General features: G+C 43.8%; 21 protein-coding genes and 2 pseudogenes. 14 read left to right on the forward strand and 9 right to left on the reverse strand.

Features of this window, described 5'->3' with window-relative positions:
• Nucleotides 1-27: 27 nt before the first annotated feature.
• On the reverse strand, nt 28-723 hold the full coding sequence (locus tag LDO37_RS21385) for a VC0807 family protein (RefSeq protein WP_101109991.1): 696 nt from the start codon (nt 721-723) through the stop codon (nt 28-30).
• 312 nt (nt 724-1,035) lie between these two features.
• Between LDO37_RS21385 and LDO37_RS21390 the strand changes: the two genes are divergently transcribed.
• The gene (locus LDO37_RS21390) at nt 1,036-1,380 is read left to right on the forward strand and encodes a hypothetical protein (protein ID WP_126609102.1); all 345 of its coding nucleotides are present in this window, start codon (nt 1,036-1,038) and stop codon (nt 1,378-1,380) included.
• Nucleotides 1,381-1,733: 353 nt separating this feature from the next.
• Nucleotides 1,734-2,618: an ecotin family protein gene (locus tag LDO37_RS21395; RefSeq protein ID WP_224055872.1), complete on the forward strand. Its 885-nt coding sequence runs from the start codon at nt 1,734-1,736 to the stop codon at nt 2,616-2,618.
• On the opposite strand, the gene LDO37_RS21400 is transcribed toward LDO37_RS21395, so the two are convergent.
• On the reverse strand, nt 2,619-3,353 hold the full coding sequence (locus LDO37_RS21400; RefSeq protein ID WP_126610278.1) for a GntR family transcriptional regulator: 735 nt from the start codon (nt 3,351-3,353) through the stop codon (nt 2,619-2,621).
• 182 nt (nt 3,354-3,535) lie between these two features.
• Nucleotides 3,536-5,149, reverse strand: a complete 1,614-nt coding sequence (gene aceB, locus LDO37_RS21405; RefSeq protein ID WP_399482016.1) for a malate synthase A — start codon at nt 5,147-5,149, stop codon at nt 3,536-3,538.
• Between the two features lie 188 nt (nt 5,150-5,337).
• Here aceB and LDO37_RS21410 point away from each other — a divergent pair, with 188 nt between their 5' ends.
• On the forward strand, nt 5,338-5,949 hold the full coding sequence (locus LDO37_RS21410; RefSeq protein ID WP_126608342.1) for a TetR/AcrR family transcriptional regulator: 612 nt from the start codon (nt 5,338-5,340) through the stop codon (nt 5,947-5,949).
• 26 nt (nt 5,950-5,975) lie between these two features.
• Here LDO37_RS21410 and uraH read toward each other — a convergent pair whose 3' ends face one another.
• Entirely contained in the window at nt 5,976-6,329 is a 354-nt protein-coding gene (uraH, locus tag LDO37_RS21415; protein WP_126608341.1) for a hydroxyisourate hydrolase, read from the reverse strand.
• A gap of 266 nt (nt 6,330-6,595) precedes the next feature.
• Here uraH and puuE point away from each other — a divergent pair, with 266 nt between their 5' ends.
• From puuE to LDO37_RS21445, 7 genes and pseudogenes are all read left to right on the forward strand, one after another.
• Entirely contained in the window at nt 6,596-7,519 is a 924-nt protein-coding gene (puuE, locus tag LDO37_RS21420; protein ID WP_126608340.1) for an allantoinase PuuE, read from the forward strand.
• An 11-nt stretch (nt 7,520-7,530) separates the two neighbouring features.
• Complete coding sequence (gene uraD, locus LDO37_RS21425; protein WP_126608339.1) at nt 7,531-8,046, forward strand: 2-oxo-4-hydroxy-4-carboxy-5-ureidoimidazoline decarboxylase; 516 nt, start codon at nt 7,531-7,533, stop codon at nt 8,044-8,046.
• A gap of 25 nt (nt 8,047-8,071) precedes the next feature.
• A complete protein-coding gene (gene alc / locus LDO37_RS21430; RefSeq protein ID WP_126608338.1) occupies nt 8,072-9,121 on the forward strand; it encodes an allantoicase in 1,050 nt (349 codons plus the stop codon).
• Nucleotide 9,122: 1 nt separating this feature from the next.
• Complete coding sequence (locus LDO37_RS21435; protein ID WP_126608337.1) at nt 9,123-9,662, forward strand: ureidoglycolate lyase; 540 nt, start codon at nt 9,123-9,125, stop codon at nt 9,660-9,662.
• Between the two features lie 39 nt (nt 9,663-9,701).
• Nucleotides 9,702-10,611: pseudogene (locus LDO37_RS21440) on the forward strand (urate hydroxylase PuuD); the annotation flags it as partial.
• 110 nt (nt 10,612-10,721) lie between these two features.
• A pseudogene (locus LDO37_RS30370) lies at nt 10,722-10,958 on the forward strand (urate hydroxylase PuuD); the annotation flags it as partial.
• Between the two features lie 128 nt (nt 10,959-11,086).
• Nucleotides 11,087-11,542, forward strand: a complete 456-nt coding sequence (locus tag LDO37_RS21445) for a dCMP deaminase family protein (RefSeq protein ID WP_126608335.1) — start codon at nt 11,087-11,089, stop codon at nt 11,540-11,542.
• 66 nt (nt 11,543-11,608) lie between these two features.
• On the opposite strand, the gene LDO37_RS21450 is transcribed toward LDO37_RS21445, so the two are convergent.
• Nucleotides 11,609-12,196: a TetR/AcrR family transcriptional regulator gene (locus LDO37_RS21450; protein WP_126608346.1), complete on the reverse strand. Its 588-nt coding sequence runs from the start codon at nt 12,194-12,196 to the stop codon at nt 11,609-11,611.
• Nucleotides 12,197-12,345: 149 nt separating this feature from the next.
• Between LDO37_RS21450 and LDO37_RS21455 the strand changes: the two genes are divergently transcribed.
• Both LDO37_RS21455 and LDO37_RS21460 read left to right on the forward strand, forming a co-directional pair.
• On the forward strand, nt 12,346-13,389 hold the full coding sequence (locus LDO37_RS21455; RefSeq protein WP_126608334.1) for an alkene reductase: 1,044 nt from the start codon (nt 12,346-12,348) through the stop codon (nt 13,387-13,389).
• A gap of 261 nt (nt 13,390-13,650) precedes the next feature.
• Nucleotides 13,651-14,223: a DUF6151 family protein gene (locus LDO37_RS21460; protein WP_126608333.1), complete on the forward strand. Its 573-nt coding sequence runs from the start codon at nt 13,651-13,653 to the stop codon at nt 14,221-14,223.
• Between the two features lies 1 nt (nt 14,224).
• Here the strand turns inward: LDO37_RS21460 and LDO37_RS21465 are convergent, their stop codons facing one another.
• Together LDO37_RS21465 and LDO37_RS21470 are read right to left on the reverse strand one after the other, a co-directional pair.
• Nucleotides 14,225-14,683, reverse strand: a complete 459-nt coding sequence (locus tag LDO37_RS21465; RefSeq protein ID WP_126608332.1) for a Crp/Fnr family transcriptional regulator — start codon at nt 14,681-14,683, stop codon at nt 14,225-14,227.
• Nucleotides 14,684-14,789: 106 nt separating this feature from the next.
• A complete protein-coding gene (locus LDO37_RS21470) occupies nt 14,790-15,401 on the reverse strand; it encodes a TetR/AcrR family transcriptional regulator (RefSeq protein WP_126608345.1) in 612 nt (203 codons plus the stop codon).
• A 139-nt stretch (nt 15,402-15,540) separates the two neighbouring features.
• On the opposite strand from LDO37_RS21470, the gene LDO37_RS21475 reads away from it, so the two are divergent.
• Nucleotides 15,541-16,638 (forward strand): MBL fold metallo-hydrolase, encoded by a 1,098-nt coding sequence (locus LDO37_RS21475; RefSeq protein ID WP_126608331.1) that lies wholly within the window; start codon nt 15,541-15,543, stop codon nt 16,636-16,638.
• Between the two features lie 131 nt (nt 16,639-16,769).
• On the forward strand, nt 16,770-17,024 hold the full coding sequence (locus LDO37_RS21480) for a hypothetical protein (RefSeq protein ID WP_126608344.1): 255 nt from the start codon (nt 16,770-16,772) through the stop codon (nt 17,022-17,024).
• A gap of 57 nt (nt 17,025-17,081) precedes the next feature.
• On the opposite strand, the gene LDO37_RS21485 is transcribed toward LDO37_RS21480, so the two are convergent.
• Nucleotides 17,082-17,390, reverse strand: a complete 309-nt coding sequence (locus LDO37_RS21485; protein WP_126608330.1) for a DUF1289 domain-containing protein — start codon at nt 17,388-17,390, stop codon at nt 17,082-17,084.
• Nucleotides 17,391-17,588: 198 nt separating this feature from the next.
• A complete protein-coding gene (locus tag LDO37_RS21490) occupies nt 17,589-18,449 on the reverse strand; it encodes a lipase secretion chaperone (protein WP_126608329.1) in 861 nt (286 codons plus the stop codon).
• Nucleotides 18,450-18,502: the final 53 nt, after the last annotated feature.

An 18,502-nucleotide genomic window follows, 5' to 3' on the forward strand; every position in this document is an offset into this window, starting at 1 on the left:
CTAATTTAACGGTTTAACATTCCAACATCACTTCGCGTGAAAAATCTGCTCGGTTTCCAAATCGGTCATTGCACGGATTTGGCGCCATACGTAGTAGAAAATACCAAACATCATCAGCATGCTTGGCACTGCAATGGCAGGGTAGCTGTAAAGCGTGAGTTTACCCAGCTCTTCATTAAATTCCGCCGTGCCGGCTGGGCTTGTGACAATCCAAGTCGCTAGGAAATAGTTCATGGCGGAAGAAAAGGCAAAGGTGCTGGCGAACAGGTAATTCGACGATACCAAGCAACGCTCGAATGCTTCTGACTTGCCTTTCTCTTTTAAACGTTCATGAATCAAAGAAAGGTTAAACAAGCTGTCGTTTAGAATCATCTTCTGCATAAATGGGTAACGCGTAAAGGTGGAGCCCAAAACGCCTAAGCCAATCAAGCCCGGAATCAAGGCTTCCTTAAACGCTAACCAGCGCGTATCGAGCTCTAATAAGCCAATACCGCCCGTCAACAAAATACTGACAAAGCCAAGTGCCGATATGAAGTTGAATTTCTTGTTGCGGATAAGATCCATACCACCGTAAACGATAGGAAACATCAACGCGACGACAAGCGCCATGGCTGTTCCTAGGTGCTCATCGCCACTAAACTTCATCAAAATGAAGGAAGGAATGATAACGTTAAAGAGGATCTCGAATAGGGGGTTCGACTTTTTCGGTGCCGTGTTACTCATAATCTCTTACTGACTCTACTGTATCGGGTACTATTAACTTCGAAGGGCAGTGTTCTACGCTTGGCATCAGATGTAAAGGGTTAAATCGCGAGTTCTGTAACGACTTATGAAATAGATCGACCTCTTTTGAGTTTTTGAACAAAATTTAGTCTTAAAAGATAACTAGCATGAACACTATTAGTTAGTACCCCAAATCACACTTAGTAACATCAAACCCAACATATCTTAACTTCAATAGTCTGCCCTTGAATCCTATTCTGTTATCATCGGCTCGGTCTTAATTCAGTTAGAAGTATCAAAAGGAACAACAGAATGGATCTGAAAGGTCTTGAAAAATATCTGGCGCTAAATCATATCGACTTTAAACCTCTAGACAAAGAGAGTGTGCTGATCAATCTGGGTTTCTTAGTTGGAAGAGTGCAAGTGAAGTACGTACCCGAGACCCAGCATTTCGATTTTAATGATAAGCCTCGTTGGGTCATTCAGGTTCTATTGATGGCGATGATGCTGTATTTTTTGGCGACAAACTTTCATGTGTATTCGCCACTTCAACTGAATATGTGTGTGGGTGTCACCGTCGTGATGTTAGGCATTTTTGGCTACAAAGAAAGCCGCATCATGCAGTTGAAAAAGGCGGTGAGTAACCAAGAAAGCTAATGCTTCGATATGTTGTAAGGTTCTGATTTGAACTACATCGTCAAAGGAATCGTGGCAGTACAATTTGAATCATTAAGCCTGTTTTGTCTTTTTAATTTAAATGATATGTGTTGCTATAAGTTAATATTTTATGCGCTTGATTTAATATGTGATTGATATTCTAAGATGGTATTAAGCGCTTTGTAGTATATAAATGATATGCATTTGCTTCCGTTAAAAGAGTTTTAAGTATTACTCTCTATGCTATTTGATTTGAATTGATACTATATTTTTTCCGTTTTACATGTTCGGATGACTCAGTTATTTGAGATGTCTTTAGAAATAATTTTAATAACTAGTAATTAGGAAATAAAATGAAAAAAACAATATTAGCAGTTGCACTCTCTATTAGTGCTTTTTCTGCTTTTGCCCAAAGTAATGAAAACATATTTGTTCAGCATAAATGGATTGACTTACAAACCAATTTAACTGACTTGGCACAAGTGCAAGCTGCCTGCCAGGCTCACGGCACCAATTATCACGTGCCGACTTCAGCTCAACTATCTACTTTTAGAACCGAATATCGCGATCGAACTCAGCGTCGTGCCTTACGCAGTTTTTTGGTTAACGCGCTATCTGGTGAAAAAGAACGCAATCGACTTACCGTTACTACACCTAACTTTTTAGTAGATTTTGGTGGTGAAGCATCTCAAGCAAGTATAAAAGCAACAGGTATTCGAGGCACTGTGAATTATCAACCTGTGTTGGGGGATGGCAGTATCGAAAGTTCTAACAATTCAGATGACTTATTCAGTTCGTTACTGACATCTTTCATCAGCTCTGAACAAAGTAATCAACCAATTCTTAATGTCTGTGTTCAGGTTGGAGAAGTTCAGGAAGTGGTTGATGAATATGCGGGGCTCAAGCGCCATGAATTTACATTACCACCTTTAGAAAATGAGTCTGAAAAATTAATAGACTTCGTTATAAATAAATGGATGACTGAGACTTGTAATTCAGTGGGCTTAGATGGGTCTATTATTAAAAAGCCAGCTAATGGGAGTGAAAGCACTCATTATGTTCTTCCTAGTTACGGTATTACTCAAACTCTTAAAGCCTGTACTCCCACTTCGGAAAATAAGGAACTGTTAAGAGTAGAAAATAACAATGTATTTTCTTACGATAGCTCTGAGCCTTTGGTTATTTATGCACCTGAAGATCTCGAAGTGAAATACTCAGTAAAAAATATTGTGCGGTAATTAATTTTTCTTTTTAATTACATCAGAAAACACAACATGTAAATCGTTCGACTTAGCTTGCCCATCCAGATTGAGTTTTGAACGGATATGATGAAGGTGCTCTTCCATAAGCTTGAGCGCCTCCTTTTGGTCCTTTTTCTCTATAGCATCCAACAGGCACATGTGTTCGTCTTGAGAGCAATTAGAATGGTTATTGCTCTCGAATTGGGCAATCAGCAGTGACGATTGCGAAACCAAGCTTCGTTGAAACGCCAGCATGGGTGAGTTGTCTGCCATTTCCGCCAGCTTGATGTGAAACTCGCCAGAAAGGCGCAAGCCTCGACCGTAATCCCCATTTTTAAACGCTTCGTTTTCTTGCTCAACCAGCGCTCGGCATTCTTCAATTTGCGCTTTGGTGGCATAGTCTACCGCTAATTCAGTAATGGCGATTTCCAATACTTCTCGCGCTTTTATGATTTGCTTGGCTTCTTCTTTACTTGGCGCGGCTACCATAGCACCACGGTTAGGGCGAATGTCCACGACTTGTTCTATCGATAATCGATGAAGTGCTCGGCGTATGATGGTGCGGCTGACGCCAAAAATATCGGCGAGCGCTTCTTCACTTAATTTGGTGGAAGGGGGCAATCGTTGCTCTAGGATGGCATCAAAAATATGGCCGTATACCACGTCGTCCTGAGTCAGGCCGGGTACTTTGGTTTTAATTGGATCGGAATTGCTGCTTTTCAAACTCGCCATGATGTCCTATCGGAGTGTAACAACTCTTTGTATTTTTTATTGTATACCCAAATTGGCTTAGGGTGCTATACCCAAGTCATCTCAGAATCCTGCACCTTGAGGTCACTTGGGTATAGGTGTTTCGGATAAGACAACGAGCAAGAAGGTGCTGTGAGTTTCACAGCACCGTTGCATTGCACAGGTTACAGTAAATGGTAGCTTGGTAAGGTTAAGAATGTAGCAAACTGCTTGTCAGTCGAGAGCCGATAAAAGAGCTCTGCGGTTTCTGGGAAGCGGCGTTGCTGGTATGTGTCGCTGCCAATTTCACTTTCGATAGTCGCAAGTTCTTGCTGTAGCCAATCTTTGAAAATGGCAGCGGTAAATGCACTGCCATCATCAAGCGTAATACCATGATGAATCCACTGCCAAATACTGGCTCGGGAGATTTCTGCTGTCGCGGCATCTTCCATCAAACCGTAAATAGGTACACAGCCTTCACCACGGATCCACGCTTCCATGTAGTACAGCGCAATGCGAATGTTTTTACGCACCCCTTCTTCGTTTCTAGGGCCTTCACAAGGTTCAAGTAATGTTGCTTCGCTAATATGGCTAACGTCAGGCATAAAATCGAGCTGGTTCGTCGCCCCTTTTAAATGTTCGTTAAACACATTAAGAGCGATGTCCACTAAAGCGGGGTGGGCGACCCAAGTACCATCGTGCCCGTTTTGGGCTTCACGGCTTTTATCTGCGATAACTTTGCTCGCCACTTGTTCCATTTCAGTTGGGTCTTTACTTGGGATAAATGCCGACATCCCTCCCATGGCTAGTGCACCGCGTTGGTGGCAAGTGTGTATAAGCTGCTTGCTGTATGCTTCAAGAAACGGTTTATCCATGCCCACGCTGTGCCTGTCGGGTAAAATACGGTCTTGGTGATTTTTTAAGGTTTTAATGTAGCTGAAAATGTAATCCCATCTTCCGCAGTTCATTGCCACAATATGGTCACGCATGGCGTAGAGTATTTCATCCATTTGGAAAACCGCAGGCAATGTCTCCACAAGAATCGTTGCTTTAATGGTGCCCGTTGGTACCCCTAAATACTGCTCGGTTTCGCTGAATACATCATCCCACCACTGCGCTTCTTCCATACTTTCAAGTTTGGGAATGTAATAGTAAACGCCTTCACCATTTGCGCGTCGCGATTCAAGGTTATGGAAACAGTACAAGGCAAAGTCCATTAAGCACCCACCAATAGGCTCACCATTGAGCTGAATGTTTCCCTCTGGTAAATGAATGCCTCGTGGTCTGGCAATGAGCAACGCGGGATCGCTATTTAATGTGTAATGTTTATTTTTACGAAGATCTTCAAACGCAATACTGCCATTGTTGGCGTCTCTCAAGTTGATTTGCCCTTGAACCATGTTGTCCCAAGTGGGGGACGAAGCATCTTCAAAGCAGCACATGAATACTTTTGCCCCAGAATTCAGCGCATTGATCACCATTTTTCGGTCAATAGGCCCCGTAATTTCAACACGTCTGTCTTGAAGGGATGGGGGAATGGGTGCTACTCGCCAGCTTTTATCTTCCCTGATTTGGCGAGTATCGTCGCGATACCCGGGGAGTGTGCCTGTATCGAATAGGGTTTGTTTTTGAGCTCGTTCATCCAGCAGTTGTTTGCGTCGGGCTTCAAACTTGGTGGCAAGGTTTTCTAACAAGTCCAAAGCCTCTTTAGAAAATATCTCCTGATACCCTGATTTTGTTAAATCACCCGTGACGGTGAGCTTCGCTTGCGAATTCCTTTCCATGACAAACTCCCTAATGTTTTATTGATTGTATACAATAATGTATTTTTTATATGGCATTTTGAATCAGGAAGCAAAGCGTTTTTGCACAAAATTACCGCAATTATGCGGTTGCGAGGCTGTGAATTGGGCTGTGAGCCGCTTATTTTTGGCCAAATTGCTGTGGTACAATCAAGCACTTACTTTTCTTTTTACTTAGCTTTTTCATGTCTAGAATTCGTAAAAAAAATCACGATCTTATTATCTCGGTGGCGGGTGCTTGTTTTGCTCAAAAAGGGTATGAAGCCACTAAAATTATCGATATTGCGAAAGCGGCAGAGGTGCCAAAAGCGAACGTGTTTTACTATTTTAGTAATAAAGAAAAGCTGTACGACGCCGTGCTGAACACCATTACCAAGCCTTTGTTGGACGCGTCTAAGCCGCTAGAAGAGCTGGATGATCCAGTTGAAGCGCTCACGCAATACATTCATACCAAGCTCAGTATTTCTCGGGATCACCCGAACGCTTCTAAAGTGTTTGCAAATGAAGTGATGAGTGGTGGAAGAATGCTGCCAAAAGAAGTCTCTGAGAAGTTATTGCAACAATCGCGAGATATGGTTGATAAGTTTTCTTCATGGAGCGAAAACGGGCTGATGGATGAGGTATCACCTCAACACTTGATGTTCATGTTGTGGGCGTCCACCCAAACTTATGCCGATTTCAGTTGGCAGATTTGTACTGTGATGGACAAGCCTGAATTAGAGGAGCAAGACTTCGAGCAGGCGGCTGCGTTTATCGCCCAAATGGTGATTAAAGGGTGTGGAATCCGTTCATCGTAATCCTAAAAAAACATCACCGAGAACAATTAACTTCCGCGATACGTAGAGTAGCCAAAAGGCGACACCAATAGCGGCACGTGGTAGTGGCTGTCTTCGTCGTTTAACCCAAATCGAATGACCACATCATCTAAAAAAGGGGTATCGCCAAGATCGATACCTTGATCTTGGTAATACTGAGCAACTTGAAAAACCAATTCGTATTTTCCGCTTTGAAAGGCTTCTCCATCTAACATGGGTAAGTCGGTTCTTCCATCACTATTGGTTTGGACAGATTTGATTAACTCAGATCCATTTTCCACTCTTCGGTATAGATCTATCTGAACGTGTTTTGCGGGCATCCCGTGTGTGGTGTCCAGAATATGCGTTGTTAATTTACCCATCTCCAATTTCCTTTTTGTACACAATGTAGCGCCTATTAAAGGCGAATTGATGCCAATCTTCAGCGAGGATTTTGTCATTTCGTGAACTCACGCAGATTGAGAAAGCTCAGAATTGCGGATAAATCCATCTAACCTCTTCAAATATAGCTGCTATTCTCAAAATAAGTGATGAAGAAATGTACTCTTTACTTTTTTATCAGTGAATTGTATACAATTATATAGCGATGATGTAAAAATCGAGAAATGTGGTAGGAGGCGAATCGCCAGTGAATGATGATGCTTACCCAAGGGATTTGATTGGCTATGGTGCGTGCCCTCCCGATCCGAAATGGCCCAACGGGGCGAAACTGGCTTTGTCCTTTGTCCTCAATTATGAAGAAGGAGGCGAACGTTGTGTGCTGCATGGGGATGGTGAATCGGAAGCGTTTCTTTCCGAAATCCCTGCTGCGCAGCCCATCGAAGGGCAACGTCACATCAGCATGGAATCCATCTACGAATACGGGAGCCGTGCTGGGGTTTGGCGTGTATTAAAGTTGTTTGAGCAGCACCAGATCCCACTCACGGTATTTGCAGTTGCGATGGCGCTAGAACGGCACCCTGATGTCGCAAGAGCATTTGTGGATGCAGGGCATGAAGTGTGCAGCCATGGCTATCGTTGGATCGATTACCAAAATATGGCACCCGAGCTAGAACAAGCAGATATGCTCAAAGCCATATCGATCATTAAAAACTTAACAGGCGAAAGACCACTGGGGTGGTATACGGGGCGAACAAGCCCAAATACGCGAAGGTTAGTGGTAGAAGAGGGCGGATTCTTATACGACTCCGATGCCTACGACGACGATTTGCCCTATTGGCACACCGAAGGGGACAAGCCGCAATTGGTGATTCCGTACACGTTAGATGTCAACGACATGCGGTTTGCTACCCCACAAGGATTCAATAGCGGTGAGCAGTTCTTCCAATATTTGAAGGACACGTTCGATACCTTGTATGAAGAAGGGGAAACCGCCCCCAAAATGATGTCGGTGGGGTTGCATTGCCGCCTTATTGGCAAACCTGGACGCATTGCTTCGCTGAAGCGTTTTCTTGAGTACGTTCAGCAACACTCGGATGTTTGGCTTTGCCGGCGAGTCGATATCGCCAAGCATTGGCATCAACAGCATCCTTTTGTGGAATCGCATAAATAACAGGACGTTTCATGGCGCTTTTTAAAACCTGTAAACCTTCTTTGCTTTCAAAGGACGGTTTCATACACGCTTTTGCCGATATTTATGAACATAGCCCTTGGGTGGCAGAGGAAACCTATAAGCAAGGCATTACCCTTACGGATGATCACGTAGAAAGCTTACATAAGAAAATGGCAGCGGTTCTATTAGGGGCTGATAATGCCTCTCAGCTAACACTGATTTTGGCTCACCCAGATTTGGCGGGCAAAGCGGCAATCAATGGCGAACTGACGCAAGCCTCCACATCAGAACAAGCTGGTGCAGGTATCGACCAATGTACTGCCGAAGAATTTGAAATGTTTAACGACTTCAATCAACGATACAAAGAGAAATTTGAATTTCCTTTCATCATGGCGGTTAAAGGAGCAAACCGCTTTCAGATTTTAGATGCGTTTGAACATCGACTAGACAACGCTGTGGAGACTGAGTTTTCAACAGCATTGAATGAAATCAACAAAATAGCGCTATTCAGATTATTAGAGATGTAGCGTTTACCAAAGGAGGGATAGGGATATGCCCTTAAATATCAGTAATTTTGTCAACTTAGCGGATGAGAAGTTAGGGGCGAAAGCGATTTACGCTACCGATGATTTTTTCGCAGATAAGAGCCGGCTAATCCAGCGACAAGAGCCTGTTTGGAAAGAAGGGCTGTACGACGACAACGGAAAGTGGATGGATGGCTGGGAGAGCCGTCGAAAAAGGGAAGAAGGGCACGATTACTGCGTGATCCGGCTTGCAATGGCGGGCGAGATTTCAGCGGTAGACATCGATACGCGTTTCTTTACAGGAAACTATCCGCCTTCTGCATCCATTGAAGCATGCTATTGCCCGATTGGCGATCCAGACGAGCACACCTATTGGGCTGAAATTCTGACTTCTGTTGGGCTACAAGGCGATCAGCAACATCTATTTCCTATCGAAGCTGGCAGCAATTTCACCCATGTCCGTTTGAACATTTTCCCAGATGGTGGCATCGCACGTCTTAGAGTGTACGGTTTGCCAGCGGTGGACTGGAACCAGATAGACGTACTACAAAGTATTGATTTGGCTTCGGTTGCCTACGGAGCAAGAGCGCTATCTTGCAGCGATGAGCATTACGGTAACAAAAGCAATTTATTGGGTCCTGGTCGTGGCGAGAATATGGGAGACGGTTGGGAAACCGCCAGACGAAGAACGCCAGGTAATGATTGGGTGATTGTGGCGTTAGGTCATGCGGGAAATGTTGAAAAAATTGTCGTGGATACCGCGCACTTCAAAGGTAACTACCCCGATACGTGCTCTATTCAGGCGGCCTTTGTTAAAGGTGGAACTGACGAGCAAATCGAAACGCAAAGCCTTTTTTGGCGTGAGTTGTTACCTTCACAAAAACTCAGTGCGGATGCCATTCATGAGTTTGAGTCGCAAGTTAACCCAATTGGACCCGTCACGCATATTCGCCTCAATATTTTTCCGGATGGAGGGGTGAGCAGGTTGAGAGTGATTGGGACAAAAGTGGGAACATCATGCCAGCTTGCAACGGGTCAAAGCTCGGCTGGCTTGTCTCATATGGTTGAAAGTGATTGATATGTCGAGCACAACAAAAGCAGCGAATGAACTCAAAATCGAGGTGCTTTCAAAAGAAGCCTTTGCCCCTTTTGGTGATGTGATTGAAGCCGATAATCGCGAGTTTTTCTTTATCAATAATGGCTCTACCAAGCGGTTTCACCAGTTAGCAAAGGCAGACACAGAAACCTTTGGTGGAAATACCATTATCAGTATTTTTGAAGCCACCCCACTCGATTACCCTTTGCAGATCCGAATGCTAGAACGACACCCTTTAGGGTCGCAAGCGTTTATGCCTTTGCTTAGGCACCCGTTTTTAATCGTTGTTGCTCCTTTCGCTGAGAAACCCGAACCAACAGCTATCAGGGCATTTATCAGTAATGGCAAACAAGGGGTGAACTATCATAAAGGTATATGGCATCACCCAGTCTTAGCGCTGAACTCAGATGATCAATTTTTGGTGGTCGACCGAAGTGGGGAAGGGGATAACTGCGATGAGTACTTTTTCCCTGAATCCGACATTCGAACGTTATCGCTTTCTTCCGGAATATTACCGAAGTAACTCGCGACTAAATGACTACCGACCACAAAGGAGTGTGAGATGGATCCACATGTAACAGAGTGGCTGAACTTAGTGATTCGCTGGGTTCACATGATTGTAGGCATCGCATGGATTGGTGCTTCTTTCTATTTTGTTTGGCTTGAAAACAACCTCAACAGAATCAACCCCAAAACGGGGTTAGCTGGCGATTTATGGGCTATCCATGGCGGGGGGATTTACCACCTAGAAAAATACAAATTAGCGCCTCCGCAAATGCCGGAAAAACTGCATTGGTTTAAATGGGAAGCGTATTTTACGTGGATAACGGGCGTACTTCTCCTCGCGATTGTGTACTACCTAAACGCCGAAATTTATTTGATTGCGCCCGGTTCTGGGCTCAGTTCCATGCAAGCTATTGGCATCGGTGTGGGCGCACTTGTGGCCGGTTGGTTTGTTTACGACGTTTTGTGTGATTCACCCTTGGGGAAAAAACCGTTGTTGCTCGGTATCATCATCTTCGTTTTGCTGGTGGCATCAGCTTACGGTTTAACACAGGTGTTCAGCGGACGCGGTGCCTACATTCATGTTGGGGCGATAATAGGCACCATCATGGTGGGCAACGTATTTCGAATCATCATGCCAGCGCAACGTAATTTAGTAAGCGCTATAGAGAAAGGTGAAACTCCTGATCCCAGCTTACCTGCGAAAGGGCTGCTTCGATCACGTCATAATAACTACCTCACGCTGCCAGTGCTGTTCATCATGATCAGCAATCATTTTCCTAGTACGTATGGTTCTAGCTGGAATTGGCTGATTTTAGCAGGGCTTGCGGCATTCAGTATTTTGGTTCGTCACTACTTTAACACTCGTCATGGAAGTCAAAAGTTTGCGTGGACCCTGCCTGCTGCGGCAGTTGGGATGATCACGTTAGCGTTTGTAACATCGCCAGTTAGCAAGCCAGTTGCTACGCAATCTGCTTCGATAGAGCGATCCGTTACGAAAGAGCAGTCCGCTACGGCAGAGCAATCGGCGGCTAATCCCGTGAAAGTAAAAGAGACAATGTTCACCAAGGTACATTCCGTGATACGCGAGCGCTGTACGGTGTGTCACTCGGCTAATCCGACACACGTGGCGTTTCAAACGGCACCAGCAGGAGTAATATTGGATACGCCCACAGAGATCCAAAATAATGTTGACCGCATTGTGGCGCAAACTGTCACGACACAAGTGATGCCGATAGGTAACTTGACTCAAATGACGGATGAAGAACGCACCTTGATTGGGGATTGGGCTTCAAAGGGGGCTCAAATTCACTAGGGTTTACTGAGTTTTCTCGGTCAAATTTACTTCACTTCATTGATATAGCAGGGTTAGGCAGTAGCCAAGCGTCGGCAAGATGCTATATTACTTGAATATATTCATATTTATTCAAGTGAGGGAGTGGAATGATTTCTAAATGGGCGCAGCGTTTTTTTCAAATGGCGGAGCTGGTGGGGTCTTGGAGTAAAGATCCGTCAACGCAAGTCGGCGCTGTGATAACAAAGCATAACCGAATTGTTTCAGTTGGCTTTAATGGTTACCCACATGGTATTTCAGACAGTGCAGGAACCGATGAGCGCGACATGAAGTATTTGAAAACACTTCACGCCGAAGAAAACGCGATTCTATTTGCAAAACGAGATTTGGACAATTGTGAAATTTGGGTGACACATTTTCCATGCCCTAACTGCGCCGCCAAAATCATTCAAACGGGCATTAAAGCAGTACATTGTCCGGAACAAACGGAAGATTTTCTTTCGCGTTGGGGCGACAAAATTCAAGTTAGCCAAGGAATGTTTGAAGAAGCTGGGGTTGAAGTGGATTGGTTACCGCTTAATGACCTGAATTTAAAAGACTCTTAACTGGCTAAAATATTCTTAGCAGAAAAAAATGCGGCTCATGAAGCCGCATTTTTTGTATCGTGATTTTTACGGTGATTCTTTCTGAACATAGTCAAACAGTTGGTCGGCTAAACGAGTCAACGTCCCCTTTGGTGGATTCGTGTGGGAAAAGGTACGAATGCCGTAAATGCCCATCACCAAAAACTCCGCTATTTCGTTGCAGTCTCTTTCATCAGCAATTTCACCCTGCTTTTGAGCCTGTTCGAGTTTCAACTTAATAGCGTGTCGCCATTTACCCATTAAACCTGAAATAACGCTTTCTACTTCTTCATCTTGCTGAGAAAGTTCGCTAAGTGATTTTTGTAGTAAGCAATCTTTAATTTCTTCGCGTTCACATTCATCAACGACCGAAGCCAAATACCCTTTCAACGCGCTTAATGTCGAGCTTTGCCCTTCAAAGTGTGCTTCAAAAGATGTTTGGCTCTCGACACCGTATTGATCCAGTGCGGCCAGCAGCAATCCACGCTTGTTAGTAAATGCGCAATAAATAGACCCTGGGTGCAACCCCGTGGCACTTTTTAAGTCTTGCATACTGGTTTTGGCGTAGCCCTTAGAAATAAAGACTTCCATTGCCGATCGTAATACTTCCTCACGATCGAATTCTGCACTGCGCATCTTGGTACTCATAAAAAACGTAATAGGCGCATTCTAATTGACTTTGAACAATCATTCAAAAAAAATACTTGAACAATTGTTCAAGAAAGTACTTGAATGAATGTTCAAGAAAGGCTAACTTGAACGCGTATTCAAGAAAGGACAGAACAATGACCGAGAAATTATTCGAATCGTTTCAACTAAATAGTACGATTACCTTACAAAACCATATCTTGATGGCACCGCTAACTCGTTGTATGGCAGACGACGAATTAGTCCCAACCGACGCCATGGTGGAATATTACGCAAGGCGTGCAAAATCGGGTTTGATTATTTCAGAAGCAACAATTATTCGACCAGATGGTCAGGGCTACCCGAACACACCTGGAATTTACACGCCAGAGCAAATTCAAGGTTGGCGCAAAGTAACCGATGCAGTTCATGCAAAGGGCGGCAAAATTTTCGTTCAGCTTTGGCACACTGGTAGAGTCGCACATCCGTATTTTTGGGGTGGTGAGCATGCTCTCGCCCCTTCAGCAATTGCTGTAGAAGGCACAGTGCCTAGAATGCGCGAGCTTTCGTATGTCGTTCCTAAACCAGTCAGTAAAGATGAGATCAGCCAGCTTGTAGAGGATTTTGCTCAAGCCGCTTCCAATGCGATTGATGCTGGATTTGATGGAGTGGAGATTCATGGCGCAAATGGCTATTTGATCGATCAATTCTTACACTATTCTAGCAACACGCGAGAAGATGAATTTGGCGGCAACGCTGAAAACATGGCGCGTTTCCCACTGGCTGTAGTGGATGCGATTTCAGCCCGAATTGGTGAAGACAGAACGGCGCTGCGCGTTTCTCCTGCGGCGTACTTTAATATCGACAGTGATCCACGAGATCGCGCTGTGTTTGATTACTTCCTTGCAGAGCTAGACAAACGTGATATTGCTTACCTGCATATTGGGATTTTTGATGACAGCACAGAGTTTGATTATTTGGATGGAACGCCAACAGCTTATTTAAGAAAACACTACGGCAAAACGTTGGTAGGAAATGGTAGCTACAGCGCGGAATCGGGCAGTGCGGCTATTAAAGCCGGGAAATTTGATCTATTAGCAATTGGTCGCCCATTTATTGCTAACCCAGATTATGTGGAGCGTGTGGAAAGTGGAGAAACGCTGAAGGAGTATTCAGAAGAAATGCTGAGTACTCTTTATTAAAGGTATCTAATAGCGCTAACTGTAAAAGCTTTCTATTAGAGTCATTTTCTAATGATTCCAAGAGCCGTTTGCTTTCCTGCAAACGGTTCTTTTTTATCGGCTCTTTGAAGCACTATGAGAAAAATGCGATGAACATATTTTTGATGCTCTCAAGTCGTCCCATTTTTAGGATCTAGAATCCAAACCTCAGAATTTTCCGCAACTTGGAGATATATTGACTATCTTGAAAATGGTAGATAACCGTTAGTAGAAGGGCAGCCAATGGAAGCATTAAAACTGTCGTGTCAATGTGGCAAAGTGACAGGGAAAATAAATCATATTACCCCAAAGCTAGGTAACCGCTTGATTTGCTATTGTGCGGATTGCCGGCAATTTGCGTTAGAGATGGATAGAGAAGAAGAATTGACCTCGACAGGCGGTGTCAATTTAATTCAAGTGCCTTTAAACCATTTTGAATTGGAATCCGGTCAGGAGCATGTCGCTTGCTTGCGTTTATCTCGCAAAGGCTTATATCGGTGGTATACCACCTGCTGTAACACAATGATGGGTAATACACTCAAACCAGAAACCATTCCGTTCATCGGTATTCTTGAAACATTCGTAGACGATAGCGAAAACATAACTCAAAAAGCCGGACCGATATTGGGCGGTGTAAATATAAAAAGCGCATTGGGCGATCCTTCATCTGAGCTTGTGGAAATGAAGGGAGAGAAGAGAATATTGATTCGCTGTATCCGTAAAATGTTGGGATGGAAATTAACCAAGAAAGGGCATCCCAACGTGCTTTTTGATGATGATTCTAAAGCCATAGTAAAGCCTAATGTGTTGGGCTAGTTTAGCGGCTTACACCATGTGGCTTAGTTCCACGTGACTTATTTCCACGTAACTTGGCGCACTGGAACGCTTCTACCCACGGCAAGTAAAAGGCTTGCCATTCATCTTCACAGCCAAATTGTTCTCTGAAATCGGCATAAGACCAAACCCATAACTCGGTAGGCGTCATGGTTTCCATATTGAAAGGCGAGGGTTGATTGCGGAGCGATTCAGTAACGGGCCACAAAAAATCCTCGTCAGAAAAAAAGGCAATATTGTGTTCGTCCTTGTTCTTATCTCTGGTGAATAGCCGTAATGTTCCACTCTTAACCCAAATCACAGTGAGCCAACGATTTCCTGAAGCCAACAAAAGTTCACCGGTAGTCAAATGCCGATGTTGGGCTAGGGCATAAATCTTAGACTGTGTTGGTTGAGGTAAGCCACAAAAGTGTGGGCAGTGCAGCAAGAATGTGTCACCCATAGTCGCTCCATGCTTGTGTAAGGGCTAACCTAAGTGTGACACATAAGGCTGAAATTTCCTGTGATATTGATGTTTTTGTAATTTTTGAGAGGCGACGCTTTAGCCACTATACCTGATAGCGACAAACAAACATTTCCGCAGATTCTTCCGCAATGATGCGCATTTCTTCCTTGGATAATTCGCTTTTCATGCCCATCAGTTGGGGCCAAAATCCACTGCCTTTAATGAGGCTGTGAAGCTGACTGTTCGCGAATTCGACATCCAGAGGCTTAAGACGTTTGTCTTCTACGGCGGATTTTATCCAGCGATGAATAGCGGTTTCCTGAGCGGAAATCTTTTCGATTTCTTTTTGGAGTTCTTCGGAGTTGTAGAATAGGTGCCCAAAGGCAACACGAGACAAATCTAAATATTCTCGTGATCCAATGAATTCTAGCTCCATATTAAGCAGCGCGACCAATTGCTCTTTCAAAGGCTTATCTGACTGATATTGAACTTCGATATCGACCATGGCTCTTTGCCAAAGATCCGACACCAAATGCATCACCAATGCTTCTTTAGATGCAAAGTGGTTATAGACAGTGCGTTTCGAGACGCCTGCAATGTGGGCGAGTTTGTCCATGCTGGTGGATTGAACACCAAATTCTTTGAATGCGCTTGTGGCTGCTTCTAATATCGCTGCCCGTTTTATCTCACTGCGAGTCTTCTTTTTTTCAGCCATGTCTTTCTTCTCGATCATGCTTACGTCGTATAAAAGTGGGAATTGAAATTATTTTACACTGATCAGTTTACTTTTTAAATCCTCGTTAGTAAACTGCACCGTGTAGTTTACTTTTGTTGTGTGTGTTTGGTATTTCAATATGAAACGTAGAATCTTATTAGTTATAGGGGTAATAGTTATGGCAACTGCTGGCATTACAATCATGTCGTCGAGTAATGAAGATGGAAAATTTGTAAATACGGATACTCGCTATGAAACGGATTCTTCGAACATTTGGCAAATCACCAAAGCGTATGTAAAAGTGAATCGAATTACGCCTACACCGTCTACAGAAATTCCGGTATTACCAGTAACACCAGAACAGCTCAGTGCATCGCATGACGCTATGTACAGGCTGGGTCACTCGACTATTTTGATGAGGTTAAATGGCAAGTTGATTTTAACCGACCCAGTGTTAAGCGAACGAGCATCACCAGTGCAATGGGCGGGTCCAAAGCGCTTCCACGAAAGCCCGATTAGTGGGGAAGACTTACCTGAAATTGAAGTGGTGGTGATAAGCCATGACCATTACGATCACTTAGACAAAGACGCAATCAAACTGTTAGACAGCAAGGTAAAGCGTTTTCTAACGCCTCTTAAAGTTGGTCAGAGAATGATTGAATGGGGAGTTAGCCCAGATAAAGTGATTGAAATGGATTGGTGGGATGAATACTCCGTTGAAGGCATTAAATTTGTGGCGACGCCGTCGCAACATTTTTCAGGAAGAGGGTTGTTTGACCGCGATAAAACGTTGTGGGCGAGCTGGGTGATTCAAAGTGAAACACGCAATCTGTTCTTTAGTGGAGACAGTGGCTACTTCAAAGGCTTTAAACAAATTGGTGAGAAGTACGGTCCGTTTGATGTCACCATGGTTGAGACTGGTGCGTATAACGAACTTTGGAGTGATATCCATATGATGCCAGAAGGGAGCATGCAAGCTCACCTAGATTTGAAAGGTCGTTATATGATGCCAATACATAATGGCACCTTTGATCTGTCACTTCATGATTGGTACGAACCGTTTGAACGTGTATTAGACTTGGCAACACAAAATGAAGTGACGCTTCTAACACCGAAGTTCGGACAAGAGATTGCGCTAGATGACGTGCCAGCCACACCGCATTGGTGGCGAGAAGTAGAAGCAGAAAAACACTGGGATGAAGGTGAAGTCGCGAAAAATACATTAAGTTTCAATTAATTTTGGTCTATTGAATCTTAATTAGGTTTTACCAAAATAGTATCCTTGTTGCGTATGTATACCCAAGCGTCTTGAGGCGCTGGGTATAAGCTTTGCTAACGCATCTATTGAAATGCAAGGAGGCTATTATGATGGACCAGATGGCGATTTCGAGTTACTTAGGTTGGTTTCTAGCGTTATTGTTCGGTTACCCATTTGTGCTCGTAGGTTTACAATTAGCCGTGTACGAGGAACAAAAACGTAAGCGTGTAACATTCTGGTTTAACTTGGTATTTGCCGTCGTCATTTTGAGTGTCTTGGCATACCACATGCAAACAGAGATCGTCTATGGTGAGTCTTTGTTGGAAGCCTGGTACTCACTTAACCCAGAAGACCGACCTAAATAGTATCAGCTATGAACAATAGAACATCTTTCTAGTCATAATTTTATCGCGAACTCAAGCCTATTCAATCGGTAATTCAGACAGGCACTTTCTACATAGGCAAGTACCTGTTTTTGTTAACGCACTGGTGTCTCTTTTTTCTAATTCGAAACACCAACAATGCGAACCGCCTGCACTTATTTCACAAAACGTCGAGCTGCCACATTGGGAACACTCGTGTGTGGTTTGCTGACCCGATAGTTTATCCATCACATCGGATCGTTGTTTTTCTGATTTATCTTTCCAACCAATAATTTCATCGATTGTTCTTAAACAGCCGCTGCAAATTCCAGCGTTATTTTTGCAGGCTGCGACACATGGTGACTTCATTTTTGTATGCTCAGGGCTTTATTTTGTATGCTCAAGGCTATCGGTTAAATGCTAAGAGCTATTGATTATTTACTCACGCCGCGATTATATACCGAGCGTTGGTTTGGTGCGAGGTCGATTCGGTTGTTTAACTTGTGCAAGTATGGCAAGACTTGGTCTGGCTCAAGCACAGGCTCAGGCTAAATAGATAGGAAAGGGCTATTTATCGTCGTGTATTCTTTCTAGTGCTTCCACACGTCGAATTTCTGTTTCGGAGAACGTTTGGCTTCTAAGCGAGTCTATCGATTGTTGTTTGTCTGATTCGTTACTGGGTTTGTTATTAATGGCGTCGCGCTTGGCTAGATAATCCTTCATTCTTTTGTCGAACTGAGCTCTTTGAGAGTCTAACTTTGCTAATCGGTTAGCAGCTTCTTCCCCCACTAATTCTACTCTCGCTAAGTGCTTTTGTTGGTCGGAATAGCCATCAAGCGTGTTTAATCGTTGTACCAAGGCGGCATTTTTTTCGCTTCGTTGGATATAATCGGGTTGGTTGGCAAGGTATTGCTCCCATTGACGTTGGAAATCGGCTTCACTTGAAGCTTGATTTCGCAGTTTCAATTTCTCTAGTGCCATTTCTCGAATGAGGTTTTCGTCGGCAAAGTAATCTTGCTGTTCCTCTTCACTAAACAAGCTGTTTTGAACTTCTAAAACCTGCTGGTGAATCGCCAGTAATGCATCGTAATTTAATTGCTCAAATTCCAAAGGTTCCAACTGGCTGAGGGCTTCTTTGTAAGCAATAAATTGATCAAATGAATCGCTGTTCACTTGGATACTTGGGTCTAACGTCGAAAATCCAGTACTGCTTTGTTTTATCTCTTCTAATGGCTGCTCTCCCATTGTCGCCAAGAAATAATCTATTACTTTACGGGATGATTCTTGATCAACTTCAGTACCTTGAAGTGAGCCAAATTTCTTGTTTACTGCATCGTTACCCTCTCCTATGTCTTGAGAAAGAAAAAAGACCGCCGCCAGACTCCCCGAGGCGATTATTATTGCGATGAATAAGGCGATCTTTTTCATAATTAGGTACCTTTTTGCATTAGCGTTTACGTTTTACTTAACGAGAGTACAGG

The sequence above is a fragment of the Vibrio penaeicida genome (assembly GCF_019977755.1).
GTDB classification, from domain to species: domain Bacteria; phylum Pseudomonadota; class Gammaproteobacteria; order Enterobacterales; family Vibrionaceae; genus Vibrio; species Vibrio penaeicida.